The organism is Streptomyces spiramyceticus (assembly GCF_028807635.1).
GTDB lineage: Bacteria > Actinomycetota > Actinomycetes > Streptomycetales > Streptomycetaceae > Streptomyces > Streptomyces spiramyceticus.
The window spans coordinates 4,786,570-4,811,562 of record NZ_JARBAX010000001.1 but is presented as its reverse complement, the minus strand read 5'-3'; the positions used below and the strand labels follow the sequence as shown (position 1 = coordinate 4,811,562).

General features: G+C 69.9%; 20 protein-coding genes. 3 read left to right on the top strand and 17 right to left on the bottom strand.

Going from position 1 to position 24,993, the window contains the following annotated elements; all coding sequences use genetic code 11:
* Positions 1 to 112: 112 nt before the first annotated feature.
* On the bottom strand, positions 113 to 1,051 hold the full coding sequence (locus tag PXH83_RS22160) for a 2-hydroxyacid dehydrogenase (protein ID WP_274562267.1): 939 nt from the start codon (positions 1,049 to 1,051) through the stop codon (positions 113 to 115).
* Between the two features lie 75 nt (positions 1,052 to 1,126).
* Here PXH83_RS22160 and PXH83_RS22155 point away from each other — a divergent pair, with 75 nt between their 5' ends.
* From PXH83_RS22155 to PXH83_RS22145, 3 genes are all read left to right on the top strand, one after another.
* Positions 1,127 to 2,119: an aldo/keto reductase gene (locus PXH83_RS22155; RefSeq protein ID WP_214927513.1), complete on the top strand. Its 993-nt coding sequence runs from the start codon at positions 1,127 to 1,129 to the stop codon at positions 2,117 to 2,119.
* Between the two features lie 318 nt (positions 2,120 to 2,437).
* Positions 2,438 to 3,610: a PQQ-dependent sugar dehydrogenase gene (locus PXH83_RS22150; RefSeq protein WP_274562262.1), complete on the top strand. Its 1,173-nt coding sequence runs from the start codon at positions 2,438 to 2,440 to the stop codon at positions 3,608 to 3,610.
* Positions 3,611 to 3,675: 65 nt separating this feature from the next.
* Positions 3,676 to 3,849, top strand: a complete 174-nt coding sequence (locus PXH83_RS22145; protein WP_274562260.1) for a DUF6191 domain-containing protein — start codon at positions 3,676 to 3,678, stop codon at positions 3,847 to 3,849.
* Here PXH83_RS22145 and PXH83_RS22140 read toward each other — a convergent pair.
* The 16 genes from PXH83_RS22140 to PXH83_RS22065 form a co-directional block, all read right to left on the bottom strand.
* Positions 3,818 to 7,078 carry an ATP-binding protein gene (locus tag PXH83_RS22140; RefSeq protein ID WP_274562257.1) on the bottom strand — a complete coding sequence of 1,087 codons (3,261 nt, stop codon included), beginning with the start codon at positions 7,076 to 7,078 and terminating at the stop codon, positions 3,818 to 3,820. The genes PXH83_RS22145 and PXH83_RS22140 overlap by 32 nt on opposite strands.
* A gap of 57 nt (positions 7,079 to 7,135) precedes the next feature.
* Positions 7,136 to 7,321 (bottom strand): hypothetical protein, encoded by a 186-nt coding sequence (locus PXH83_RS22135; RefSeq protein WP_274562255.1) that lies wholly within the window; start codon positions 7,319 to 7,321, stop codon positions 7,136 to 7,138.
* A gap of 182 nt (positions 7,322 to 7,503) precedes the next feature.
* A complete protein-coding gene (locus PXH83_RS22130) occupies positions 7,504 to 8,142 on the bottom strand; it encodes a hypothetical protein (RefSeq protein ID WP_274562253.1) in 639 nt (212 codons plus the stop codon).
* A 35-nt stretch (positions 8,143 to 8,177) separates the two neighbouring features.
* On the bottom strand, positions 8,178 to 8,726 hold the full coding sequence (locus tag PXH83_RS22125; RefSeq protein WP_274562251.1) for a GNAT family N-acetyltransferase: 549 nt from the start codon (positions 8,724 to 8,726) through the stop codon (positions 8,178 to 8,180).
* A gap of 15 nt (positions 8,727 to 8,741) precedes the next feature.
* On the bottom strand, positions 8,742 to 10,952 hold the full coding sequence (locus tag PXH83_RS22120) for an MMPL family transporter (RefSeq protein ID WP_274562248.1): 2,211 nt from the start codon (positions 10,950 to 10,952) through the stop codon (positions 8,742 to 8,744).
* Between the two features lie 181 nt (positions 10,953 to 11,133).
* Positions 11,134 to 13,230 carry a phosphocholine-specific phospholipase C gene (locus PXH83_RS22115; RefSeq protein WP_274562246.1) on the bottom strand — a complete coding sequence of 699 codons (2,097 nt, stop codon included), beginning with the start codon at positions 13,228 to 13,230 and terminating at the stop codon, positions 11,134 to 11,136.
* 233 nt (positions 13,231 to 13,463) lie between these two features.
* Positions 13,464 to 14,972 (bottom strand): Asp-tRNA(Asn)/Glu-tRNA(Gln) amidotransferase subunit GatB, encoded by a 1,509-nt coding sequence (gatB, locus tag PXH83_RS22110; protein WP_274562244.1) that lies wholly within the window; start codon positions 14,970 to 14,972, stop codon positions 13,464 to 13,466.
* A 16-nt stretch (positions 14,973 to 14,988) separates the two neighbouring features.
* The gene (locus PXH83_RS22105; RefSeq protein WP_214927487.1) at positions 14,989 to 15,228 is read right to left on the bottom strand and encodes a hypothetical protein; all 240 of its coding nucleotides are present in this window, start codon (positions 15,226 to 15,228) and stop codon (positions 14,989 to 14,991) included.
* The gene (gatA, locus tag PXH83_RS22100) at positions 15,225 to 16,727 is read right to left on the bottom strand and encodes an Asp-tRNA(Asn)/Glu-tRNA(Gln) amidotransferase subunit GatA (RefSeq protein WP_274562241.1); all 1,503 of its coding nucleotides are present in this window, start codon (positions 16,725 to 16,727) and stop codon (positions 15,225 to 15,227) included. The genes PXH83_RS22105 and gatA overlap by 4 nt, the downstream gene beginning before the upstream one ends.
* Before the next feature lie 6 nt (positions 16,728 to 16,733).
* Positions 16,734 to 17,030, bottom strand: a complete 297-nt coding sequence (gatC, locus tag PXH83_RS22095; RefSeq protein WP_015036350.1) for an Asp-tRNA(Asn)/Glu-tRNA(Gln) amidotransferase subunit GatC — start codon at positions 17,028 to 17,030, stop codon at positions 16,734 to 16,736.
* 198 nt (positions 17,031 to 17,228) lie between these two features.
* Entirely contained in the window at positions 17,229 to 19,577 is a 2,349-nt protein-coding gene (locus tag PXH83_RS22090; RefSeq protein ID WP_420803202.1) for a putative bifunctional diguanylate cyclase/phosphodiesterase, read from the bottom strand.
* Positions 19,578 to 19,657: 80 nt separating this feature from the next.
* Positions 19,658 to 21,841: an NAD-dependent DNA ligase LigA gene (gene ligA, locus PXH83_RS22085; RefSeq protein ID WP_274562235.1), complete on the bottom strand. Its 2,184-nt coding sequence runs from the start codon at positions 21,839 to 21,841 to the stop codon at positions 19,658 to 19,660.
* 28 nt (positions 21,842 to 21,869) lie between these two features.
* Positions 21,870 to 22,865 carry a methionine synthase gene (locus tag PXH83_RS22080; RefSeq protein WP_274562233.1) on the bottom strand — a complete coding sequence of 332 codons (996 nt, stop codon included), beginning with the start codon at positions 22,863 to 22,865 and terminating at the stop codon, positions 21,870 to 21,872.
* 11 nt (positions 22,866 to 22,876) lie between these two features.
* Positions 22,877 to 23,566 (bottom strand): SDR family oxidoreductase, encoded by a 690-nt coding sequence (locus tag PXH83_RS22075; protein WP_274562231.1) that lies wholly within the window; start codon positions 23,564 to 23,566, stop codon positions 22,877 to 22,879.
* A gap of 16 nt (positions 23,567 to 23,582) precedes the next feature.
* A complete protein-coding gene (locus PXH83_RS22070; RefSeq protein WP_274562229.1) occupies positions 23,583 to 24,122 on the bottom strand; it encodes an LOG family protein in 540 nt (179 codons plus the stop codon).
* Positions 24,119 to 24,922, bottom strand: coding sequence for a class I SAM-dependent methyltransferase (locus PXH83_RS22065; RefSeq protein WP_214927440.1), 804 nt, complete (start codon positions 24,920 to 24,922; stop codon positions 24,119 to 24,121). The genes PXH83_RS22070 and PXH83_RS22065 overlap by 4 nt, the downstream gene beginning before the upstream one ends.
* Positions 24,923 to 24,993 lie beyond the last annotated feature (71 nt).

Genomic DNA, 24,993 nt, shown 5'->3' with positions numbered 1-24,993 from the left:
TCCTCTACTCTGCGTGACTGCTGCTGGCGATTCCGGCACGCGGTGCATTCGGGTGTATTCGGAGCGTTGCCGGGGAGGGCTCCAGGTGACTTCGGGATGGCTGCGGGTGGCGTCAGTGGGTGGTGAGGACGAGGTTGTCCAGCGGCTCGTTCGCCGCGAACCGGCTGAGCTGCCCGGCCATCAGCCGCTTGGCGCGGGGCATGAACGCCGAAGTACTGCCGCCCACATGGGGGCTGATCAGGACCCCGGGGGCGTGCCAGAGGGGGTGACCTGCGGGAAGAGGCTCCGGGTCGGTGACATCGAGGGCGGCGTGCAGCCGGCCCGATTCGAGCTCGGCGAGCAGTGCCTTGGTGTCGACGACGGGTCCGCGTGCGACGTTCACCAACAGCGCGCCGTCCTTCATGCGGGCCAGGAAGCCGGAGTTCACCAAGCCTTGAGTGGCCTCGGTGAGCGGTGTGGCGAGGATGACGACGTCAGCCGTGGGGAGCAGTCGGGGCAGTTCGGCCAGTGGATGCACAAGCCCGCGCTCCGTTGTACGGGCGGAGCGCGCGACGCGCGCCACCCGCGCACACTCGAAGGGCGTGAGCCGGTCCTCGATGGCAGCGCCGATCGAACCGTAGCCGACGATCAGGACCGACTTGTCGGCGAGCGCCGGATAGAAACCGCTCCGCCACTCCTCCTTGTCCTGGCCGTGCACGAAGCCGGGAATGCCGCGTAGGGAGGCGAGGATCAGGGCGAGTGTGAGTTCGGCGGTGCTGGCCTCGTGCACGCCGCGGGCGTTGCAGAGTTGCACGCCCGCGGGCAGGTCCGCGAGTCCCGGCTGGACGTGGTCGATGCCTGCCGACAGCGTCTGGACGGCACGTACGGACGTCATTTCGGCGAAGGGGCGTACGGCGATTTCGGGGCCCTTCATGTACGGGACCACATAGAAGGCACAGTCGGCCGGATCGGCGGGAAAGTCCTGGCCACCGTCCCAGAACCGGTAGTTGAAGCCCTCGGGGAGCCCTTCGATCTCGGCTGCGGGGACGGGCAGCCATACGTCTGAAGTCATGCTCAGGAGGCTATGCGAAGGGCGGGGTTGCGCAGAGGTTAGTTTTGGGAGCGGCAGAGGGAGGGGTACGGGGAGTTGGAGCGCAGGACAATCGGTGCGACAGCGCTCGAAGTGGGCGCGATCGGCCTCGGATGCATGCCGATGAGCTGGGCGTACACCGGCTCGCAGCAGCGCGGGGACCGGTCGTTGCGTACCGTGCACGCCGCGCTCGATCAGGGGTCGAGCCTGCTCGACACGGCCGACATGTACGGGCCCTTCACGAACGAGCTCCTGGTGGGGCGGGTGCTCAGGGAGCGGCGCGCGGATGCCTTCGTCTCGACCAAGGGCGGGCTGCTCGTCGGCGATCAGCACATCGTGGCCAATGGACGGCCGGGTTACGTACGGCGGGCCTGTGATGCCTCTTTGCGGCGGCTCCAGACGGATGTGATCGACCTCTACCAGCTGCACCGGCCGGATCCCGAGGTGCCGGTCGAGGAGACCTGGGGCGCGATGGCGGAGCTGGTGACCGCAGGGAAGGTGCGGGCTCTGGGATTGTGCGCCGTGGGGGCGCGGGCTTCGCGGCGGTCGGGGGCCCGAATGCACGACGGAACGATTCGCCAGCTCGAACGGGTGCAGCAGGTCTTTCCTGTGAGTGCGGTGGAGGCCGAGCTTTCGGTGTGGTCCCCGGAGGCGCTGGCTTCGCTGCTGCCGTGGTGCGAGGCGCGGGGCGTCGGTTTCCTGGCGGCCATGCCGCTGGGGAACGGCTTCCTGACGGGGACGCTCAAGCCCGGCCAGGGCTTCGAGCCCGACGACGTACGGGCCAGGCACCCCCGGTTCACCGCCGAGATGATGGCGGCGAACCAGCCGGTGGTGGCGGGGCTGCGGCGGGTCGCGGAGCGGCACGGCGCGACTCCGGCGCAGGTGGCGCTGGCGTGGGTACTGGGGCGCGGGCGTCATGTGGTGCCGGTGCCCGGGACCAAGCGGGAGCGGTGGGCGGTGCAGAACGCGGGGGCGGCCCGGCTGCGGCTGACGACGGAGGATCTCGCGGAGATCGCCGGTCTGCCGGCGGCGCGGGGGTCGTGGGACTGACGCGCAGCCGACCCACGGGCGCAACAGCCGGCTCGCCGGGGTGATCGGGAACCTGAGACGCGGCAGCGGTGGCCCCAATTCCCGGGGAGCAACCCCCGGACCCCGGCCCAACAACGGGCTCGCCGGGAAGATCGGGAACCTGAAGCGCGGCAGCGGTGGCCCCAATTCCCGGGGAGCAACCCCCGGACCCCGGCCCAACAACGGGCTCGCCGGGAAGATCGGGAACCTGAAGCGGGGCAGCGGTGTATGAAGAGTGAGAGCTGCTGCCAGTGAGAGCTGCTGGCCGTCGAAGGGATCCATACCGTGCAACGTCCTGCTGTGACAGCTGTGTTGGCTGCCGCCGTTCTCCTGCTCGCGGCGGGGTGCTCCGGCGCGGGGGAGGAGGCTCCCGGCGGCGGGAAGACTCCCGCGTCGGCGCCGACGCCGACCGGCGGCGGAACCGCCTCTCCGTCCGGTGACGCCTCCGGGGCCGGGGACGGGAAAGAGCCGCCCCCGGCAAAAGGCTCGGTGAAGGTGGTGAGCACGCTCACCGAGGACCTCAAGTCGCCCTGGGGACTCGCACCGCTGCCGGACGGCGATCTGCTGGTCTCCTCGCGCGACGAGGGGACCATCACCCGGATCGACGGCGAGAGCGGCAAGAAGTCGGCGGTCGGTTCGGTGGCGGGGGTCGCGCCCGCCGGGGAGGGCGGGCTGATGGGCCTGGCCGTCTCGCCCGCGTTCGCCACCGACCGCATGGTCTACGCGTACTTCACCACGGAGTCCGACAACCGCATCGCCCGGATGATGTACGACGAGCGGAAACCCGCCGGGCAGCAACTGGGCGCACCCGACACGATCCTCAGAGGTATCCCGAAGGGCACCATCCACAACGGCGGGCGGATCGCCTTCGGCCCGGACAAGATGCTCTACGCGGGCACGGGCGAAACGGGCGACGAGGAGCTGGCCCAGGACAAGAAGTCGCTGGGCGGCAAGATCCTGCGGATGACCCCGGACGGCGAGCCGGTGCACGGCAATCCGGAGGCGGACTCGGTCGTGTACTCGTACGGACACCGCAATGTGCAGGGCCTGGCCTGGGACAGCGAGAAGCGACTGTGGGCGGCCGAGTTCGGCCAGAACACCTGGGACGAGCTGAACCTGATCCGGCCCGGCCGCAATTACGGCTGGCCCGAGGTCGAGGGCGAGGGGAACAAGGAAGGATTCGTCGACCCGGTGGCGGTGTGGACGACGGCCGAGGCATCGCCGAGCGGGATCGCGTACGCCGAGGGCTCGATCTGGATGGCGGGGCTGCGCGGCGAGCGGCTCTGGCGGATTCCGCTGGACGGTACGAAGACGGTGGCCGAGCCCGCATCGTTCCTGGACGAGAAGTACGGGCGGCTGCGCACGGTCGTGGCGGCGGGCGGCGACAAGCTGTGGCTGGTCACGAGCGAGACGGACACCCGGGGTACACCCGAGTCGGGCGACGACAAGGTGCTGAAGCTGGAAGTGAAGTAGCCGCCGGGACTGTTTCCGAGGTCGGCTCTTTGCGCTGGAATGGAGGATCCAGGACAGGGGGGCACGTGTTCAACCTGATCGAGGAATTGTTCGCACCCGGCCGCAAGCACACCGCCGAGGAGCAGAAGCGGCTGGCCCTGACCCGGGTCGATCTCGGCGACGGCGACCCGGGGCAAGGACCGATAGACCTCACCTCCGGGAAGGTCGTCATACGGCTGCCTGATCCACCACATCCGTGAAGAGGCGCAGCCGGTGGGCCACGGCGGCGGCTTCGCCGCGGCCGGATACGCCCAGCTTGGCGAGGATGTTGGACACGTGGACGCTCGCGGTCTTCGGGGAGATGTAGAGCTCCTCGGCGATCTGCCGGTTGCTGCGGCCGGCCGCGACCAGGCGCAGCACGTCCTGCTCCCGCGGGGTCAGGCCGAGCGACGCGGCGGGACTCGCGGTGAGTGCCGGGACTTCGGACACCAAGGTCAGCGAGAGCCGGGCGCGCTGGGCGAGGAGCTCGACGCTCTCGGCGAGGGGCCGGGCGCCGAGGTGGTCCGCCGTGGCGCGGACCAGCCGGAGCAGTTCGGCGGCGCGCTCGCGTTCACTGGGGTCGCGTTCGCCGGGGTCGCCTTCGCCGGGGTTCGCTGAACGGAGGATTGTCGGCGCAGTGGCCTGACCGGGTTGTCCGGCCGGGGAGGCGTCGGCGGTCCCCTCCAGGGCACTGGTGGGCTCCGGGGTGGGCGTGGCCGATGCGGCGAGCAGGGACTCCGCCCAGCGCAGCCGGACGCGAGCCAGGTCGTACGGGCGCTCCAGGGCCTCGAAGGCGGTGACGGCAGCGGTCCAGTCGTCGGGGGTGGCGCGGCCTTCGGCTCGGCGCAGCTCGGCGCGGACCCAGCGTTCGTAGGCATGCCAGATCGGGGCGGGCGTGGTCAGGTGCTTCGCTCGTGCGCGGATCTGGGCCAGCGCTTCGGGACGGCCTTCCTCCGCCGCCGGGAGGCCGCGTGCGTCCGCCTCCGCGATGGCGGCCTCGGCGAGCAGCGGCCACGCGTAGCGGTGTGCTCCGAGGGGGAAGCCGGCCGCCGTGGCCTCGGCGAACTCGGCGCGGGCGTCCAGGATGCGGCCCCGGGCGGCGGCGAGAATCAGCCCGACCCGATGCATGGGGACGTCGTTCTGGGGCATCCGGTCGTGGTTGCCGTAGTGCTGGCGGGCAGCCGCCAACTGTGCGTCGGCATCCGCCAGTTCACCTCGCGCTGCGGAGAGGTCGGCCCGTACGACGGCGGCCGCGCTGTTGGGCTTGGCACTGGCGGCGGCCCGCTCGACGCTTACCGCGTGCTCCGCCGCCTCGTTCCAGCGTCCCAGCGAGGTGAGCGACTCGGCCAGGTTCCCGCGGGCCCAGGCCTCGGTGTCCACCAGGCCGTACGCCCGGGTGAAAGCGACGCCCTCCTCGGCGATTTCGGCCGCCTCGCGGGAGCGGCCCACAGCCTCCAGGTGGGAGGGCACGTTGACGTAGCTTCGGCCCGCGACGCCGGCGATGCCCAGCTCCAGGGCCCGTTCCTTGACGGCGTACAGCTCGCTGAAGCCGGTCTCGATGTCGCCCGAGTCGATCATCAGGCCGCCCAGGGTGAGCCGGGCGGAGAGTTCGGTGTCTGCGGCGCCGACCATTCGCGCGTACTCCACGGCACGCTCGGCGGAGGCCAGGCTGTCCGGGCCCGGCTCGTGCAGCATGCCCCAGGACGCCACCGCGGCGAGGACCTCGGCATGGACGGCCGACGGCGGCAGTCCGCGCACCAGGTCCTGTGCGACGGCGATCTCGGCCCAGCCGTCGCCCCGGGCGAGGTTCGATATGAGCTTGGAGCGCTGGATCCAGAACCAGGCGGAACGAAGGGGGTCCCCCCTGCTCGAACCATGCTGAGAGCTCGGGGCGCCGTCGTCCTCGCTCTCAAGGAGCCGCAGCGCCTTCTTGGCGATCTTGAGTGCCCGTTCGCGCTCACCGCCGAACCGGCCCGCGACGGTCGCCTCCGCCATGAGGTCGAGGTAGCGCAGGGGCGTCGTCGCCGGGTCGCAGCCGCAGGGAGGGTAGACCTCGGCGTAGTCGAGCGGCCGCAGTACGGCGCGTACGTCGTCGGGGGCGTCGTCCCACAGCTCCATCGCCCGCTCCAGCAGGCGCAGCTGCTCGGCGTAGGCGTGGCGGCGACGTGCCTCGACGGAGGCTTTCAGTACTGCGGGAAGGGCTTTGGCGGCGTCGTGTGCGGCGTACCAGTAGCTGGCGAGCCGCGTGGCGCGCTCGTCCGCCCGTACGAGCGAGGGATCGGCCTCCAGCGCTTCGGCGTACCGCCGGTTGAGGCGGGAGCGTTCGCCGGGCAGCAGGTCGTCGCTGAGTGCCTCGCGCACCAGGGAGTGGCGGAAGCGGTACCCGTCGCCCTCCGGGGTGGTGAGCAGCAGGTTGGCGCCCACGGCGGCCCGCAGCGCCTCGATCAGGTCGTCCTCGGAGAGCCTGGCGACGGCGAGCAGCAGCGGGTACTCGACGGTGGAGCCGCCCTCGGCGACGATCCTGGCGACCTTCTGGGCATCGTCCGGGAGCGCCTCGACCCGTACGAGCAGGACGTCGCGCAGGGATTCGCTCAGGCCGGTGCTGCAGCCCGTGCCGATGCAGCAGGCCAGTTCCTCGACGAAGAAGGCGTTGCCGTCCGAGCGGGTGAAGACCTCGTCGACCAGCGAGTGCGCCGGTTCGTTGGCGAGGATTCCGGTCAGCTGGCGGTGCACTTCGGAGCGGTTGAAGCGGGGCAGTTCGATGCGCTGGACCGTGCGCAGCCGGTCGAGTTCGGCGAGGAGGGGGCGCAGCGGGTGGCGGCGGTGGATGTCGTCCGCGCGGTAGGTGGCGACCACGACGAGGCGGCCGCGCCGCAGCGTGCGGAAGAGGTACGCGAGGAGGTGGCGGGTGGAGGTGTCGGCCCAGTGCAGGTCCTCCAGGGCGAGGACGACCGTACGCTCCGCCGTGATGCGTTCCAGGAGACGTACGGTCAGCTCGAAGAGGCGCGTCATGCCGTCCTCGGTGTGCTGCCCGTGTGTCGTTTCCCCCAATTCGGGCAGCAGCCGGGCCAGTTCGCCCTCCTGGCCGGCAGCGGCGGCGGCGACCTCGTCGGGGAGCCTGCGCCGCAGGGCGCGCAGTGCGGTGGAGAACGGCGCGAACGGCAGCCCGTCGGCGCCGATTTCGACGCACCCGCCCACCGCGACGACGGCGCCGCTCTCGCAGGCCGCAGAGAAGAACTCCTCGACGAGGCGGGTCTTGCCGACCCCCGCCTCGCCGCCCACGAGCAACGCCTGCGGCTCGCCCGCGTCGGCGCGGGCGAGCGCATGGGTGAGCTGGGCCAGTTCGCCGGCGCGGCCGACGAACACTGGGCTGACGGACCTGGTCTCCACATCGCTGAGCATCGCACAGGGGTCCGACAGTGCGGGACCCTTGATCGGCACGACTGTCATGACGCGAGTCGTCACGCGATTCATTGCGCGAGTCGTCCCTCGGCCGTCACGCCGAGGTCACGCGGCCCGGGCGAATCGGCTGCGCAGTGAACTCACCGGCCCTTCCGATGCGTTCTTCGCCGACCGGCGGGCGGACCTGCGGTCGGCGCGGCCGGCGTTGACGGCCTGCTTGACGAGGCGCTGGGCGTCGGCCCGCTGGATGAGTTCGGCGGCGTGCAGCTTCTGCATTTCATACTCGAACATCGTGTGCTCCCTGGTGAGTCATTCGTTGAGGTCGCTTTCTGCGATGCCTCAACTCTCGTTTCCCAGGGGGGTCCAGCACATCGGGAGAGTGCCGCATGTTGGTGGCACGAGGGGCCTTAGGTACGTACGAGGTCGGGCGTGTACGTGCCTAAGGCCCCTGTTCCGGCTGCCTTACTGCCTCATTACTGCCCTGCTCCGGCGCCCGCACCTGTGGCGGGCGGCGTCGGCATCGAGGCGAAGAGGTCGAGGTACATGCCCGCGGAGATGATCATCCCCAGGACGCCGAGCGCGACGCCCGCCCAGGCCACGGAGCGGACCCAGCCGGCCTGCGTGCTGCTGCTGCCGGGCGTACCGAACGCCGGGCGGGCCAGCACCACGACGCCGACGACCAGGGCGAGCAGCGCGAAGCCGCCGTTGACGAGGGCGGTGAGGTGCCAGGCGTCGCCGTAGATCGCGGCGACCTGCTCGGCCGGAGTGCTGGTCTGGGCGGTTGTCAGCTGGCCGATGAGCGTCTGGCGCTCGGCGGCGACGCGGCTGGTCCAGGTGCCGGTGAGGGCGGCGAAGCCGAGCACCGTGGAGACGACGGCGGCGGCGCCGGTGCCGACGCCGGAGGAGACGCGCGGAGCGTCGTCGTCCGCGGCATCGTCGTCCTCGTCGTCACCCTCGTCGATGGAGTCGTCGATGGAGTCGACATCAGCGTCGGCGTCGGTGACGTCCTGGTCCGCGATTTCTTCGGCCTTCTCGGCCTGGTCGGTCTTCTTGAGCTCGCCCTCGGGTGCGGCTGCTTCGTCGGACTTGGTGGCGGGGGGTGTGGCTGTCATACCTCGCACGCTAGGTGCCGTTTCTGAGAGCCGTCTTAACGCTGCTCGCGCCACTCCTGCCCCAGCACCGACCAGACCTCCATGTCGTGCCGTACACCCCGGTACGCGTAGCTCTCGCGCAGTACGCCGTCCCGCGTCATCCCCAGCCGCTTCGCGACATTGACGCTGGCCGTGTTCGCGGAGGAAACCAGCCACTCGACGCGGTGCATCCCCCGCACGTCCACCGCCCAGTCGATCAGCACCCGCGTCGCGCGCGTGACCAGCCCCCGGCCCACCGCGGACTCCTCCAGCCAGCAGCCCGCCTCACAGTTGCCCGCGGCGGCGTCGAAGACCCGGAAGAGCACCCCGCCGACGAGCGTGCCTTCGAGCCAGATGCCGTAGATCCGGCCCGCGTCGGCGGCCTGCTTGTCGGCGTACGACTGGAGGAAAGCCCGCGCCGACGCGAGGTCGGTGGCCGCCGACGCGAGCCCGATGTACTGGCCGATGTGTGCGCGACCGCGGTCGATGTGAGCGAGGTACTCCTCGGCCTGCCACGGCTCCAGGGGGCGCAGCTCGGCATCGTCACCCAGCGGTATCGCGAACATCCTGCTCCTCGACGGCTATTGCACGAGCTCTTCCTGTTCGCTCGCGCGCTGTCCCGGAATCTTTTCATGGGCAGGACGGCACTCGGGCGGTTCGATGCTGATCCGCGGCAGCCACCGGTCGAGGCTGCGCGGCAGCCACCAGTTCGCCCCGCCCAGCATGTGCATGAGGGCGGGCACCAGGAGCGTACGGAGGACGAAAGCGTCCAGCGCGACGGCGGAGGCGAGTGCGATGCCGAACATCGCGATGACGCGGTCGCCGCTCAGTACGAAGGCCAGGAAGACAGCGATCATGATCACCGCGGCGGAGTTGATCACGCGGCTGGTCTCGGCCAGGCCGACCCGTACGGCCCGCCGGTTGTCGCCGGTTTCGAGCCACTCCTCGTACATCCGGCTGACCAGGAAGACCTGGTAGTCCATGGAGAGGCCGAAAAGGACCGAGACCATGATCACTGGCAGGAATGGCTCGATCGGGCCGGCGCTGCCGAGTCCGAGCAGCTCGCTGCCCCAACCCCACTGGAAGATCGCGACGACGATTCCGAAGGAGGAGGCGACGGCGAGCACGTTCATCAGCGCCGCCTTCAGCGGGATGCCGACGCTTCGGAAGGCGAGCAGCAGCAGGGCGCAGCCGAGCGCGATGACGACGCCGACGAAGAGCGGCAGCTTCCCGACTATGATCTCGGCGAAATCGTCGTAGCTCGCGGTGACCCCGCCGACGTAGACCTCCAGGGACGTGCCCTGTTCGGCCTGGGGCAGGACGCTCTCGCGCAGCCGGTCGACCAGGTCGCTGGTGTCCTGCGACTGCGGCGATGTCTCGGGTACGACGGAGAGGACGGCCGTGTCGCCGCCGCTGTTGTACGTCACCGGGCCGACGGAGGCGACGCCCTCGGCCGTGCCCAGGCTGTCCCCGAGGGCGTTCATGGCGGCCTTGTCGTCGGCGCCGTCGACTTCGGCGACGAGGGTCAGCGGGCCGTTGCTGCCGGGGCCGAAACCGTCGGCGAGCAGGTCGTACGCCGAGCGGGTCGTCGTGGTTGCCGGGTTGTTGCCCTGGTCGGACGTGCCCAGGTGGAGCGAGAGCATGGGCAGCGCGAGGACCAGCATCACGACGGCCGCGACGGCGCCCAGCAGCTTGGGGTGGCGCTCGACGAAGGCGGACCAGCGGGCGGCGAAGCCGGTGGGCAGCTCGGGCTGCGGTCCGTGCTCGGCGAGGTGCCTGCGCTCACGGCGGCTGAGGGCCTTCATGCCGATGAGGGAGAGCAGGGCGGGCAGCAGGGTCACCGATGCGGCGACGGTGAGCACGACGGTGAGCGAGGCGGCGATCGCGACGCCGTTGAGGAACGACAGCTGCAGTATCAGCATGCCGAGCAGGGCGATACAGACGGTGGCGCCCGCGAAGACGACGGCGCGTCCTGTCGTGGCGACCGCGTTTGCCGCCGCTTCGGGCACGGACAGGCCCCGGCGCAGTCCCTTGCGGTGGCGGGTGACGATGAACAGCGCGTAGTCGATGCCGACGCCGAGTCCGATCAGCATGCCGAGCATCGGCGCGAAGTCGGCGACCGTCATGACATGGCCGAGCAGCACGATGCCCGCGTACGCCGTGCCGACGCTGACCAGGGCGGTCGCTATGGGCAGGAGACTGGCGGCGAGCGAGCCGAAGGCGAGGAAGAGTACGACAGCCGCGACGACCACCCCTACGACCTCGCTGAGGTGCGCGCTGGAGGCCTCGGTGGAGGCGACGGCGGTGCCGCCGAGCTCCACCTGGAGCTTGTCGGTCTCCGCCTTCTTCGCGGTGTCGACCAGCGCCTGGGCCTGCGGCTGGGGGATGTCGTCGGCCTGCGCGTCGAAGGTGACGGTGGCGTAGGCGGTGTGTCCGTCGGCGCTGATCTGCCCGGCGCCCTGGCGCTCGTACGGGCTGGTGACGGTGGCGATGCCGGGGAGGTCGGCGATGTCGTCGAGCGTCTGCGTCATCCGCTGCTCGACTCCGGCGGCCTGCACGGTGGTGCGTCCTGCCGTGTGCCAGACGACGGTGTTGTTGTCGCCGCCCCGGTCGTCGAACCCGGCGTCGAGGAGGGCTGTGGCCCGTCCGGACTCGGTGCCGGGTACCTCGTAGTCGTTCGAGTAGGAGGATCCTGCGATTCCGGCGGCGCCGGCGACTGTGCCGAGCGCGAGCAGCCAGAGCAGGATCGAGGCGAGACGGTGCGCGACGCACCACTGTGCGATTCGTGCCAACGGACTTGCTCCCTGAAGGGTTCGTGGATCTTTACACGGGAACAGCCCGCAAAGAACTCATGACCTACGCTCGGTCCACTCTGACAGCCAAACGTGATCGTTTGTCCCTTTCGTGCGCTTACTCACAGGCAGCGCGAGAGCCCGGGCCATTGGTCCCGGACTCCCGCACATACCCGATATATCAGCCGGAGACGCTCGCGCGCCCGTTCTCTACGTGCCCCATGAGGCGCCGGTGGAACGCAGGGTCACCCGAAACGGTGATCGCGAGGTCGTACCAGCCGTGCGCGTCGGCGGCGGAGTGCACCACGGTGCGACTGCGGCCCGGCTTCACCGTGACCTCGCGGGGCGGGCCCTCGATGTCGGCCTCCTCCGCGTACGCCAGCGTCCGCACCGTGAAGGTGAGCGGCGTCGCGCCCCGGTTGGTGAGGGTGAGGTGCAGGTCACGGTCGCGTGCGTCGACGTACGAGGAGACCTCGGCGGCGCCCGTCTTCGTACCGGCGAACTCGCGGCGGAAGCCGTTCGGCCCGGTGATCGTGAAGCGGTAGGAGTCCCCGGTAAGGGGCACCGGCCATTGCGCCCTGCCCCTTACATCCCGGTGCTGCGGCACGGCGAACTCCGCGGCGTACGGATACAGCGCGAAGTGTGCGCTCGCACGCCCCGTATTACTGAGCGCGACCTTGAATACGCCGCCCTCGACCTTTCCGTGGGCGTCCGGCTGGTACGGCAGCGGGCGCGCGGGCCGCGTCCCCTCCTCCTGTACGGGCATGTGCTGCTCCAGCGGAGGCACGGGCCGCCAGCGCCCGGTGAACGGGGGTATCGCGCCCGGCTGCTCCACGTCGGGCAGCGCCCGGCCGCGCCTGAAGTCGAACGCCGAGGTCAGATCACCCGTGACCGTACGCCTCCACTCCGTGATGTTGGGCTCGCGCACGCCCGTCCACTCCTCCAGGAAGCGGATGACGGACGTGTGGTCGAAGACCTCGGAGCAGACGTAGCCGCCGACGGTCCACGGCGAGACCACGAGCATCGGGACGCGGATGCCGAGCCCGACCGGCTTGCCCTGCCAGCGCTCGTCGGTGTTGTCGGCGGGCGGAACGGGCGGCGGTACGTGATCGAAGAAGCCGTCGTTCTCGTCGTAATTGATCAGGACGACGGTGTGCCGCCATACGTCGGGGTGCGAGGCGAGCGCGTCCAGCACCTTGTAGACGAGCGAGGCGCTGGCGATCGGCGAGGACGAGCCGGGGTGCTCGGAGTCGACCGCCGAAGGCACCAAGTACGACACCTCGGGCAGCTCGCCCGCCGCCACGTCCGCCCGGAACCGTTCGGCGAGGCTGCCGGTCTCGCCGCGCCGCAGCCCGCGCTCGAAGAGCGAGCGCTCCTGCGTGGTCAGCGTGGCGACGCCCTCCTCCAGCGCCGCGAGCAGCCGCTCACGCTCGGCGGTATCAGTGGTGTCGCGGACCTTGGCGTAGAAGGCCTCCATGTACGTGAAGCCGCCGGGGGCCTTCGCCAGCGCCTTGCGGGCGATCTTCTTGAAGCTGGTGAAGAACTCGATGTTGTTGTCGGTGAAGTTCTCCCACTCCTGGTACGTCTTCCAGCTGCGGCCCGCGCTCTCCAGCCGCTCGGCGTACGTCGGCCACGGGTAGCCCGGGTGCGTGCCCTCGGCGTACGCGGCATTGGTGACGGCCCGGCTGCCGTCCGCCTCGAAGCCGGTCCAGCCGCTCCACAGATGGTTCCGGTTGGGGCTCGTCGACGTATGGACGGAGGAGTGGTAGGCGTCGCAGATGGTGAAGGTGTCTGCGAGCTCGTAGTGCAGGGGAAGATCGCGGCGGTCGTAGTAGGCCATGGTGGCGGCCGTCTTGGCGGACACCCAGCCGTTCATCCAGCCCTGGTTCCAGGCCTTGGCGCCGCCGCCCCACGAATGGTCGAGGTCGCCGATGTACTGGAGGTCCTTCTTCTGCGCCTCGGCGGCGTCCCGCACGGGGAAGGGCAGGACGGTGCGCAGCGGTCCGGGCTGCTCGAAGACCGGCTTCCCCGAGGGCAGTTCTACGGCGTTCCTGTCGCCGAAGCCGCGTACGCCGCGCAGGGTGCCGAAGTAGTGGTCGAAGGAACGGTTCTCCTGCATCAGGACGACCACGTGCTTGACGGCACGCAGCCCGCCGGACGCCGGTTCGGCGGCGAGCGCGGCCTGGAGCGACGGCGGCAGCAGCGAACCCGCCGCTGCCGCGCCGAGCGCGCCCCCGCCGAGTGCGAACAGGCGGCGCCGTGAAATGTCAGTGGCCAAGTGATCCTCCCGAGTCAGGTGTTACCGCCGGGAAGCTAACGAGGCCAGATGGCGCCGGGAAGTCACAAGGACAGCGCAGCGGCAAACATCCAAGAGCCCGTAACAGGAGTCCAAGTACCAACTGGAGTCCAAGAACCGCAAAGGGCGGTGCACCGGTCCATGGACCGGTGCACCGCCCTTCGGCGTATCGGGCGATCAGCCCTCGACGCCCAGCTTCTCCAGACTGTGCTCAATCATTCTTTCGGGGCAAGCCGCTCAAGAATCAATTCGCGCACGCGTGCCGCGTCCGCCTGGCCTCGGGTGGCCTTCATGACCGCTCCGACCAGCGCGCCCGCCGCGGCGACCTTGCCACTGCGGATCTTGTCGGCGATCGCGGCGTTGGCTGCGATGGCCTCGTCGACCGCCGTGCCCAGCGCGCCCTCGTCCGAAACGACCTTCAGGCCGCGCTTCTCGACGACCTCGTCGGGGCCGCCCTCGCCTGCGAGGACGCCCTCGATGACCTGGCGGGCCAGCTTGTCGTTCAGATCGCCGGACGCCACCAGCGCGGTGACACGGGCCACCTGCTCCGGCGTGATCGGCAGCGAGGCGAGGTCGGTGCCCGCCTCGTTGGCGTTACGGGCCAGCTCGCCCATCCACCACTTGCGCGCCGAAGCCGAGTCCGCGCCCGCATCGATCGTGGCGGCGATCAGGTCGACCGCGCCGGCGTTGAGCATCGACTGCATGTCGTGCTCGCTGATCCCCCACTCCTCGCGCAGCCGGTTGCGGCGTACGCGCGGCAGCTCGGGGAGGCCCTTGCGGAGCTCCTCGACCCACTCGCGGGACGGCGCCACCGGTACCAGGTCCGGCTCCGGGAAGTACCGGTAGTCCTCGGCGTTGTCCTTGATGCGGCCGGCCGTGGTGGAGCCGTCGTCCTCGTGGAAGTGCCGGGTCTCCTGGACGATCGTGCCGCCGGAGTTGAGGACCGCGGCGTGCCGCTGGATCTCGAAGCGGGCCGCACGCTCCACCGAGCGCAGCGAGTTGACGTTCTTCGTCTCGGAGCGCGTACCGAACTCCTCACGGCCGTGCGGCCGCAGGGAGAGGTTCACGTCGCAGCGCATCTGGCCCTGCTCCATGCGCGCCTCGGAGACGTCGAGCGCCCTGATGAGCTCGCGGAGCTCGGCGACGTACGCCTTCGCGACCTCCGGAGCACGCACGCCCGCACCCTCGATCGGCTTGGTGACGATCTCGATGAGCGGGATACCGGCGCGGTTGTAGTCCAGGAGGGAGTGGGACGCTCCGTGGATACGACCGGTGGCGCCGCCGACGTGCAGCGACTTGCCGGTGTCCTCCTCCATGTGCGCGCGCTCGATCTGCACACGGAAGACCTCGCCGTCCTCCAGCTGGACGTCCAGATAGCCGTTGAAGGCGATCGGCTCGTCGTACTGGGAGGTCTGGAAGTTCTTCGGCATGTCCGGATAGAAGTAGTTCTTCCGGGCGAAGCGGCACCACTCGGCGATCTCGCAGTTGAGCGCGAGGCCGATCTTGATGGCCGACTCGACACCGATCGCGTTGACGACCGGGAGCGAGCCGGGCAGCCCCAGACAGGTGGGGCACGTCTGGCTGTTGGCGTCCTGCTTGAGCTCCGTGGAGCAGCCGCAGAACATCTTCGTCTTTGTGCCGAGCTCGACGTGGACCTCAAGGCCCATGACGGGGTCGTAGGCCGCGAGGGCGTCCTCGTACGGCACAAGTTCAGTGACGGTCACGGTGAAACTTTCCCTCTCAGCCCAGCAGGACGTCGTCGTCGCCGAGGCGCTTCAGCTCGCGGTAGAGCAGAGCGATGCCGGTGGCGATGGCGGCAGCGGAGACGACGGCGTCGACCAGTCGGAGCGTGTCGTGTTCGTGGCGGGCCTTCTTGGCCTGCTTGAACACGCTGATCGCTCCGAAGGCGGTGGTGCCGATCGACAGATACGTACCGGTCTTGGACTTCTTGAAGCCCTTGGCCTTGTTGATTGCACTCACAGCGACGGTGCCTCCTCGAGCAGCGGGTGGCCCCACTTTTCCACGAAGGCGGCCTCGACGGCGGCGCCGACCTTGTAAAGACGGTCGTCCTTCATGGCCGGGGCGATGATCTGGAGACCGACCGGCATACCGTCCTCGGGCGCCAGGCCGCAGGGCAGCGACATGGCGGCGTTGCCGGCCAGGTTGGTCGGGATCGTGCACAGGTCGGCGAGGTACATCGCCATCGGGTCGTCGGCGCGCTCGCCGATCGGGAAGGCGGTGGTGGGCGTGGTCGGCGAAACGATCACGTCGACCTTCTCGAACGCCTTCTCGAAGTCCTGGGTGATGAGCGTACGGACCTTCTGGGCCGAGCCGTAGTACGCGTCGTAGTAGCCGGAGCTGAGTGCGTACGTACCGAGGATGATGCGGCGCTTGACCTCGTCGCCGAAACCGGCCTCGCGGGTGAGGGCGGTGACCTCCTCGGCGGACTTCGTGCCGTCGTCGCCGACCCGCAGGCCGTACCGCATGGCGTCGAAGCGGGCCAGGTTGGAGGAGCACTCCGAGGGGGCGATCAGATAGTACGCCGAGAGGGCGAGGTCGAAGGACGGGCAGTCCAGCTCGACGATCTCGGCGCCGAGTTCCCGCATCAGTTCGACGGACTCGTCGAAGCGCTGGAGGACACCGGCCTGGTAGCCCTCGCCGCGGAACTGCTTGACGACGCCGACGCGCATGCCTGCGACGGAGCCGTTCCTCGCCGCCTCGACGACCGGCGGGACCGGGGCGTCGATGGAGGTCGAGTCGAGCGGGTCGTGCCCGGCGATGACCTCGTGGAGGAGCGCGGCGTCCAGGACCGTACGGGCGCAGGGGCCGCCCTGGTCGAGGCTGCTGGAGAACGCGACCATGCCGAAGCGGGAGACCGCGCCGTAGGTCGGCTTGACGCCGACGGTGCCGGTGACGGCGGCGGGCTGGCGGATGGAACCGCCGGTGTCCGTGCCGATGGCGAGGGGCGCCTCGTACGACGCGAGGGCGGCGGACGAGCCACCGCCGGAGCCGCCGGGAATCTTGGTGAGGTCCCAGGGGTTGCCGGTCGGCCCGAACGCGGAGTTCTCCGTCGACGACCCCATGGCGAACTCGTCCATGTTGGTCTTGCCGAGGATGACGACGTCGGCCGCCTTGAGCTTCTTGGTCAGCGTGGCGTCGTACGGCGGGATCCAGCCTTCGAGGATCTTCGACCCGACGGTGGTCGGGATGCCCTCGGTGGTGAAGATGTCCTTGAGCGCGAGCGGAACACCGGCCAGCGGGCCGAGCTTCTCGCCGTTCGCCTTCTTGGCGTCCACTGCGCGGGCCTGGGCGAGTGCCCCGTCCCTATCCACGTGCAGGAAGGCGTGCACCTTCTCGTCGACGGCCTCGATCCGGGCCAGGTGGGCCTCGGTGACCTCGACGGCCGTGAGCTCACCGGAAGCGATCTTCGCGGCGGTCTCGGCGGCGGTGAGCTTGATGATGTTGCTGTTGTCCGACATGACTGTTTAGTCCTCCCCCAGGATCTGCGGCACCTTGAAACGCTGCTGCTCCTGGGCGGGGGCACCGGAGAGGGCCTGCTCCGGGGTGAGCGACGGACGGACCTCGTCCGCGCGCATGACGTTGGTCAGCGGCAGCGGGTGGGAGGTCGGCGGTACGTCTTGGTCGGCGACCTCGGAGACGCGGGCGACCGCGCCGATGATGTCGTCGAGCTGACCGGCGAAGTGATCGAGCTCTTCGCCCTTCAGCTCCAGACGCGCCAGCCGTGCGAGGTGGGCGACCTCCTCGCGCGTGATGCCAGGCATGCAGCGATCCTCAGGGGTGAGTGTGTGGGTTTTGGCCCAATCCTATGGGGCGCGGCCCCTTCCCCACGAAACGGATTAGCTGCGCGCCCGGGCGAGCGGTTCGCGAGCACGGTCCGGCGGTGCCTGCGCCGGAGCGGGTGGTGCGCCGACGACGGGGCCGGGGTGCCGGTCTTCCGGGTGCGACCCCGCCGCCGGTGGTTACTTCACGGGCTGGCCGGAAGGGGACGGGGCCGGGCGCTTTGCTTCCTCCAGGGCTGCTGCGGCGGCTACGCGGTCCAGATCGACCTGGCGGTGCCAGCCGTTCTCACCTCGGGCCAGCAGCCACGCCGTCGCCTCGTCCGGCGGCATCGCGGCCGCCACCAGCCACCCCTGCACCGCATCGCAGCGCAGGTCCCTCAGCCGCTCCCACGTCTCGTCGTCCTCGACGCCCTCCGCCACCACCAGCAGGCCGAGCGAGTGGGCGAGATCGACCGTGCAGCGGACGATCTCGGCGTCCTCGTTGTCCACCGCCAGCCTCGCCACGAACGAGCGGTCGATTTTCAGCTCGCTCACCGGGAGCCGACGGAGGTGGACCAGGGACGAGTACCCCGTACCGAAGTCGTCCAGGGACATCTTCACGCCGTGCCCGGTCAGCCCGGCCAGCGTGTCCGCCGCGCGCTGCGGGTCCTCCAGCAGCACGTGTTCCGTTATTTCCAGCTGCAAGGACCCCGCAGGGACACCGTGCCGGGCGAGCCGGGCCGCGACCGCGCCCGCGAACCCCGGCGTGTGGACGTCGCGCGGCGAGACATTCACCGCGACCGGAACGTTCAGCCCCTGCGCCCTCCACCGCGCGACCTGCGCCAGCGCCGTCTCCAGGACGTACTCCGTCAGATGCGGCATCAGCCCCGACGACTCCGCGATGGCGATGAATTCGTCCGGGGGGACGCGTCCCCGCTCCGGGTGCACCCACCGGACCAGGGCTTCGAGGCCGGCGACCTGCCCGTCGAACCGGACCTTCGGCTGGTAGTGGAGCTCGACCTCGCTCGCGTCCAGCGCCCGCCGGAGGTCGCCCAACAGGCCGAGCCTGTCGGGGGTGTTGCTGTCGCGCTTGGACTCGTAGACCTCTACGCCTGTACGGTCCCGCTTGGCCTGATACATCGCCACGTCCGCACGCCGCAGCAGTCCCTCCGCGTCGAGCGCGTGGTCGGGGAAGACGGCGACCCCCGCACTGGCCTCCAGGACGAGCGTCAGGCCGTCCAGGTCGAGCGGCGACGACAGTTCGGCCACGAGATGCCGGGCGACGCGCTGCGCACTGGTCGTGGAGTCGGCCTTCGGGAGCAGAACCGCGAACTCGTCACCGCCGAGCCGCGCCGCCTCCGCCCCGCGCGGCAGGGCCAGCCGCAGCCTGTCCGCTATCTGGAGCAGCAGCCGGTCGCCGGCCAAGTGGCCGAGCGTGTCATTGACCGCCCGGAAGCGGTCGAGGTCTATCAGCACGAGCGCAGACCTGGTGCCGACGCTTTCGGCTTCCTCCAGTGCGGGCCAGGCCCGCTCCAACAGCCACTGGCGGTTGGGCAGTCCGGTCAGCGGATCCCGAAGCTGCTCCTCCGCACGCGCCCTGGCGATCCACAGCGTGGAGTCCAGCGCGATTAAGGGCACCGAGAAGAGCGGCAGCAGGAACGGCAGCGCCACGGCGACCACGCATATGAGCGGGGCGATGCCGAGCAGCGCGACCGCGACGAGTGCCTGCCGATAAAGGGCCGTTCGGGCGACGGACGGCAGCCGCCCGCCCCGGGGCGCCAGGGCGTACCAGAGGAGGAGCCGGGTGACGGCAAGGTAGGCCGTGGCGGCGAGCACGACTTCGGGGACTGCGTCGATTCCCCACTCCAGCGGATCCCAGGGCTTCTCGACGGTCGGTACGTCGCCGAATGCGGCCAGGACGAGCGCCGCGGTGCCTATGCCCAGGATGTCCACCGCGCCGTGCAGCACACCCTGGCGCCACCGGTGCCTGCGGGCCAGTCCGACCAGCACGACGACGGCGAGGCTGACCAGGCCGGCCGGCAGCCAGCCGTACAGCAGCAGGACGGCGAGCGTCAGCGCCGCGCCGGAGCCCGTGCCGCCCCACCATCGGTCGCGGCCGAGGGCGACCAGGTGGCCCACGATGAATCCGGTGAGCAGGGCCAGCGACCAGCCCACTGTGCCGTCGGGGAACAGGGCATGGCCCTGGGTGACGGCGCGACAGATCCCGGTCACCAGGACGACGGCGGCCAGTGCGGCCACGACGGCGGGCAGCTTCCTCTGGGCCGCTGCCCAACCTCGCAGCCGTGAGACCGGGTCGGCACTCTCCGTCGGTTTCATTCCGTCCCTCTCACAGCCGTCGGTGCCCGTGCCACGCGATGGCCCCGTTGTCATGCCATCACGACTGAAATCCCTTCCCCGAGCTCCTGAGGAGCAGGGGGACACCCCATGGCAGCCGTGCACGACAGGCGCACATCTCAACAGTAGGCCGCAGGAGGCTCCTGCGGGCAGCGGTCTACCGCTCTTGCCCGAATGCGACCCGGGCACCCGCATCGGTCTGGTATGCGCCGAACGGGTGAACCCCGGCTGCCATTTCCCCCTCTCACCGCCCCTGTCCCCGCCTCGCGGCCCGCCTACTCCTCGGTCGGCACAGCCGCTTCACGAGCCGCTTCCGGTCCCTCCGCCAAAAGAACGGCAAATCCCTCTTCGTTCAGGACAGGAACCTTCAACTGCATGGCCTTGTCGTACTTCGAGCCGGGGCTGTCACCGACCACCACGAAGGAGGTTTTCTTCGAAACAGATCCAGTGACCTTCGCTCCGCGGCTCTGGAGCGCCTCTTTTGCGCCATCCCGCGTGTGGTTCTGCAAGGTTCCGGTCACGACGACCGTGAGGCCCTCCAGCGGACGCGGTCCATGGTCTTCACCGGCGCCCTCTTCCTCCATCCGGACCCCGGCCGCCCGCCACTTGCGCAGGATCTCCCGGTGCCAGTCCTCCTCGAACCACTGTTTGAGCGAGGCGGCGATGGTCGGTCCGACCCCCTCCACAGCGGCCAGTTCCTCCTCGCTCGCCTGCTCGATCCGCTCCAGCGAGCGGAACTCACGGGCCAGTGCCTCCGCCGCGACGGGTCCGACATGACGGATCGACAGGCCGGTGATGACACGCGCCAGCGGCCGCTCCTTGGCCGCGGCGATGTTCTCCAGCATCGCGAGGGTGTTCTTCTTCGGCACGCCCTCCTGGTTGGCGAAGAAGGTGACGACCTTCTCCTCCCCCGTCTTGGGGTCGCGCTTGGGAAGACCCGAATCCTGGTCCAGGACGTACGACTTGATGGGCAGCAGCTGCTCGACCTTGAGATCGAAGAGATCGCCCTCGTCCCGCAGCGGCGGCTCGGCCGGCTCCAGCGGCCTGGTGAGCGCGGCCGCCGCGACATACCCGAAGTTCTCGATGTCCAGCGCCTTGCGGCCGGCCAGATAGAACAGCCGCTCCCGCAACTGGGCGGGGCAGGAGCGGGCGTTGGGGCATCGGAGGTCGATGTCGGCCTCTTTCATCGGCCGCAGCGCACTGCCGCACTCCGGGCACTCGTGCGGCATCACGAACTCCCGCTCGCTGCCGTCCCGCAGGTCGACGACCGGCCCCAGGATCTCCGGAATGACGTCGCCCGCCTTGCGCAGCACCACCGTGTCCCCGATGCGTACGCCCTTGGCCTTCACCACCTCCTGGTTGTGCAGGGTGGCGAATTCGACCTCTGATCCGGCGACCGTGACCGGCTCCACCTGGGCGTACGGCGTCACCCGGCCCGTACGGCCCACGCCGACCCGGATGTTCACCAGCTTGGTGTTGACCTCCTCCGGCGCGTACTTCCAGGCGATCGCCCAGCGCGGCGCCCGCGAGGTCGAGCCGAGCCGGCCCTGGAGCCGGATCTCGTCGACCTTGACGACGACGCCGTCGATCTCGTGCTCCACGGAGTGCCGGTGCTCGCCGAAGTACGCGATGAATTCCCGTACGCCCGCGAGGTCGTCGACCACCCTGTTGTGCTGCGCGGTCGGCATGCCCCACTCGCGGAGCAGGTCGTACGCCTGCGACAGGCGGTCGATGTCCAGACCCTCGCGGGCGCCGATTCCGTGCACCACCATGTGCAGCGGACGCGTCGCGGTGACCTTGGGGTCCTTCTGCCGCAGCGAACCCGCCGCCGCGTTGCGCGGATTGGCGAAAGGCTTGTCGTGCGCCTCCACCAGTCGCGCGTTCAGCTCCTGGAATCTCTCCATCGGGAAGAAGACCTCCCCGCGGATTTCGACCAGGTCGGGGATCCGGTCGCCCTTCAGCCGGTCCGGGACGCCAGCGATCGTACGGATGTTGGGTGTGATGTCCTCGCCCGTCCGGCCGTCGCCACGCGTCGCGGCCCGCGTCAGCCGCCCCTTCTCGTACGTCAGATTGACCGCGAGACCGTCCACCTTCAGCTCGCACAGGAGGTGGTACGGAACGGAGCCCAGTTCATTGGCGACGCGCTCGCCCCAGGCCTCCAGCTCCTTGTCGTCGAAGGCGTTGTCGAGGGAGAGCATGCGCTCGCGGTGCTGGACCGCGGTGAATTCGGTCTCGTACGCCCCGGCGACCTTCTGGGTCGGCGAGTCGGGCGTACGCAGCTCGGGATACTCGTCCTCCAACGCCTCCAGTGAGCGCAGGAGCTTGTCGAACTCGGCGTCGCTGACGACCGGCTGGTCCTTCACGTAGTACCGGAAGCGGTGCTCCTCGATCTGCTCAGCGAGCTGCGCATGCTGCTCCCGTGCCTCTGCGGGTACCGCCGCGTGCTGTTCGCCAGCCACCGTCTTGTCCTCCCGTTTTCGAATCCCGTTACTCAGGGTTGTCCGCGAGCGATCTCGCGGCCCGCACGCAGTGCCCGAGCGCCGCGCGCGCATAGGCGGGGGAAGCCCCCGCCAGCCCGCACGACGGGGTGATCACCAGGGACTCGGCGAGAGTCCCCGGATTCAGCCCCAGCCTGCGCCACAGCGTCCTGACACCCATGACGCTACCGGCAGGGTCTGACAATGGAGCATCGGTGCCCGGTACGACTCCGGCGAACAGTTGCGTGCCGCCTTCCACCGCCTCACCGATCGCCTCCTCGTCACGCTCGGTGAGCAGCGAGAAATCGAACGAGATGCCCGCGGCTCCGGCCCGGCGCAGCAGTCCGAACGGCACGTCCGGCGCGCAGGAATGGACCGTCACCGGACCGTCGTTGACCGCCATCACGTCGCGCAGCGTGCCCTCGACGACCTGGCGGTCCACCGCCCGGTACGTCCGATACCCGCTGGCGGTCCTGACGTGCCCGCGCAGAACGGCCGTCAGCGACGGCTCGTCGAGCTGGAGCACGACCTGGGCGCCGGGCACCCTGCGCCGTACCTCCGCGAGATGTGCGCGCAGCCCCTCGGCCAGCGAGCCCGCCAGGTCCCGGGCCGCGCCGGGATCGCCGACCGCCGACTCGCCGTTCCTCAGCTCCAGCGAGGCCGCAAGCGTCCACGGCCCGACGGCCTGCACCTTGAGCGGACCCGTGTACCCCTGGGTGAACTCCTCCAGCGCGTCGAGGTCCTCCCCCAGCCAGGAGCGTGCCCGCCGGGTGTCACGCCCGGGGCGGTCGCTGAACCGCCAGCCGCTGGGCTCCACATGGACGTACATCTCGACGAGCATCCCGGCGGTCCGCCCGATCATGTCGGCCCCGGGTCCGCGTGCGGGCAGCTCGGCCAGGAACGGGAAGTCCTCGAAGGACCCGACGACGGTCTTCGCGGTCTCGCGCGCGTCGCCGCCGGGCATGGACCCGATGCCGGTCGCGGCGCCCCACGCGTGCTCGTTCATCGGCTGCCCGCTCATCGGCCCGGCCGAACTGTGAGGTCGTTGACCTCCGCGTCGCGCGGCAGGTCGATGGCCATGAGGATCGTCGTCGCGACCGACTCCGGGTCGATCCAGCGCGACGGGTCGTAGTCCTTGCCCTCCTGCGCGTGGACCTTCTCCTGCATGGCGCTCGCCGTCCGCCCCGGATAGACGGAGGTGACGCGGACGCCGTTGCCGTGCTCCTCCTCGCGCAGCGAGTCGGCGAGGGCCTTGAGCCCGTGCTTGCTGGCGGCGTACGGGCCCCATTCGGCATGCGCATGGAGTCCGGCACCCGAGTTCACGAAGACCACATGGCCCTTGTCGAGGCGGAGTTGGGGCAGGAAGAGCCGGGTCAGCTCGGCCGGGGCGATCAGGTTCACGTTGAGCTGGCTGTGCCAGGCCTTCGTGCCGAGGTCGCCGATGCGGCCGAGGTCGACGACGCCCGCGATGTGCAGCAGCGAGTCCACCCGCTCCGGCATCGGCTGGTGCGAGAAGGCCCAGGAGAGCCGGTCCGGATTGGCGAGGTCGCCGACGAGCGTACGGGCGCCGGGGAGGGCGTCCGCGAGCTGCTTGGCGCGGCCCGCGTCGCGGGCCATCAGGACGAGGTCGTCGCCGCGCTCGTGCAGACGGCGGGCGACAGCGGCGCCGATGCCGGAGCCTGCCCCGGTGATCACATGTGTAGCCATACGGCCCATGCTCGCATCACCGCACCCCGGCAGACTCCTCAAGGTAGGCCAGTGCCGCGACGCCGTCCTCGGCGAAGAAGACCAGGTCGGTGAGGGGGACGGGCAGGAAGCCCTCCTTGTCCATCCGCTGGAACTGCTGCTTGAGGCCGTCGTAGAAGCCCGCCGTGTTGAGCAGCACCACCGGCTTGGTGTGCAGTCCGTGCTTTTTGAGCTCCAGTATTTCGGTGGCCTCGTCCAGCGTGCCCGTACCGCCGACCATGATGACGATCGCGTCGGACCTCTCCAGCAGCATGGCCTTGCGCTCGGCGAGGTCCCTGGCGATCAGCATCTCGTCCGCGTCCTCGCGCGCCAGGGTGTGCAGGAATTCCACCGAGACGCCGACGAGCCGCCCGCCCGCATCCTTCACGCCGTCGGCGACGACCTTCATCAGGCCTGCTTCCGACCCGCCCCACACCAGCGTGTGGCCGCCCTTGCCGATGAGTTCGGCGAATTCGCGGGCGGGGCGGGTGTAGCGCTCGTCGAGCTCGGCGGCGGAGAGGAAGACGCAGATATTCATGCCCCAACGGTACGGGCGACCTCTGACACTGCCGTGATGCGGATCTTGGACTGGCCGTGCGGCAGGGCCTCCCAGTCCGCCATGAGCTCGCCTCGCAGGCCGTACCGGGCCGCGAGTGCGGTCAGGGTCTCGGTCCGGTAGTAGAAGTCCTCGCGCAGGACGTGGTGTTCGGCGCCTTCCGTCCGGTCGAAGGTGAAGTCGAAGTGACCGCCGGGCGCCAGCACCCGTCCCACATGCGCGAAGCACTCCTCGATGACATGCAGCGGCGAGTGCGAGAAGACACTGTGCGCGTGCACGACGTCGAAGTACGCGTCGGGCAGGAAGTCGAAGGTCAAGTCGTCCGTGATGGTGAGGTACGGCAGCTTGTCCTGGAGTCCGTACTGTACGAGCGTCTTCTTGGCGGCGACCAGGATGTCGGGCGAGATGTCGATGCCGTAGTAGTGGCCGGGTTCCAGATGGTCGATGAAGAGCCGTCCGGCGCGCAGGTTGCCGCAGCCGATCTCCAGCATCCGGTGCTGGGGCCGCAGCCCGTGCCCGACGAGGTAGTCGAACTGCATCTGCCCGATGGCGTTCCAGCGCTCCCGCGAGGGGCGTCCGCCGACGGCCGCCTCCGCGCTGCGGGCGGCGTCCGACGCCATGACCGCCCTGTAGTAGGCGACATGGTCACGGTGCTTGGCGCGCAGCCAGGCGTCGCGGCCCGCCCGGCGTACGTAGGCGGGCACCCGGCCCGGATGCCGTAGGACGTAGCGCACCCGGTGCGCGAGGCTCTTGCGGTTCTTCGCCAGCCGGCCGGCTTCCATGACGCCTCCTTGGCGTTGCGTAATGATACGACTACCCAACGTAACGCATGTGCGCTCGCGACACCGCTCCC

Excerpts from the sequence above, each read along its gene's own strand:
- PXH83_RS22075 (WP_274562231.1), bottom strand. The coding sequence starts at position 23,566 with ATGGCTACACATGTGATCACCGGGGCAGGCTCCGGCATCGGCGCCGCT.
- PXH83_RS22070 (WP_274562229.1), bottom strand. The coding sequence starts at position 24,122 with ATGAATATCTGCGTCTTCCTCTCCGCCGCCGAGCTCGACGAGCGCTAC.
- gatC (WP_015036350.1), bottom strand. The coding sequence starts at position 17,030 with ATGCCTGGCATCACGCGCGAGGAGGTCGCCCACCTCGCACGGCTGGCG.
- PXH83_RS22135 (WP_274562255.1), bottom strand. The coding sequence starts at position 7,321 with ATGTTCGAGTATGAAATGCAGAAGCTGCACGCCGCCGAACTCATCCAG.
- PXH83_RS22065 (WP_214927440.1), bottom strand. The coding sequence starts at position 24,922 with ATGGAAGCCGGCCGGCTGGCGAAGAACCGCAAGAGCCTCGCGCACCGG.
- PXH83_RS22160 (WP_274562267.1), bottom strand. The coding sequence starts at position 1,051 with ATGACTTCAGACGTATGGCTGCCCGTCCCCGCAGCCGAGATCGAAGGG.
- PXH83_RS22125 (WP_274562251.1), bottom strand. The coding sequence starts at position 8,726 with ATGTTCGCGATACCGCTGGGTGACGATGCCGAGCTGCGCCCCCTGGAG.
- PXH83_RS22090 (WP_420803202.1), bottom strand. The coding sequence starts at position 19,577 with ATGCGGGTGCCCGGGTCGCATTCGGGCAAGAGCGGTAGACCGCTGCCC.
- PXH83_RS22130 (WP_274562253.1), bottom strand. The coding sequence starts at position 8,142 with ATGACAGCCACACCCCCCGCCACCAAGTCCGACGAAGCAGCCGCACCC.
- PXH83_RS22140 (WP_274562257.1), bottom strand. The coding sequence starts at position 7,078 with ATGACAGTCGTGCCGATCAAGGGTCCCGCACTGTCGGACCCCTGTGCG.
- gatA (WP_274562241.1), bottom strand. The coding sequence starts at position 16,727 with ATGTCGGACAACAGCAACATCATCAAGCTCACCGCCGCCGAGACCGCC.
- PXH83_RS22080 (WP_274562233.1), bottom strand. The coding sequence starts at position 22,865 with ATGAACGAGCACGCGTGGGGCGCCGCGACCGGCATCGGGTCCATGCCC.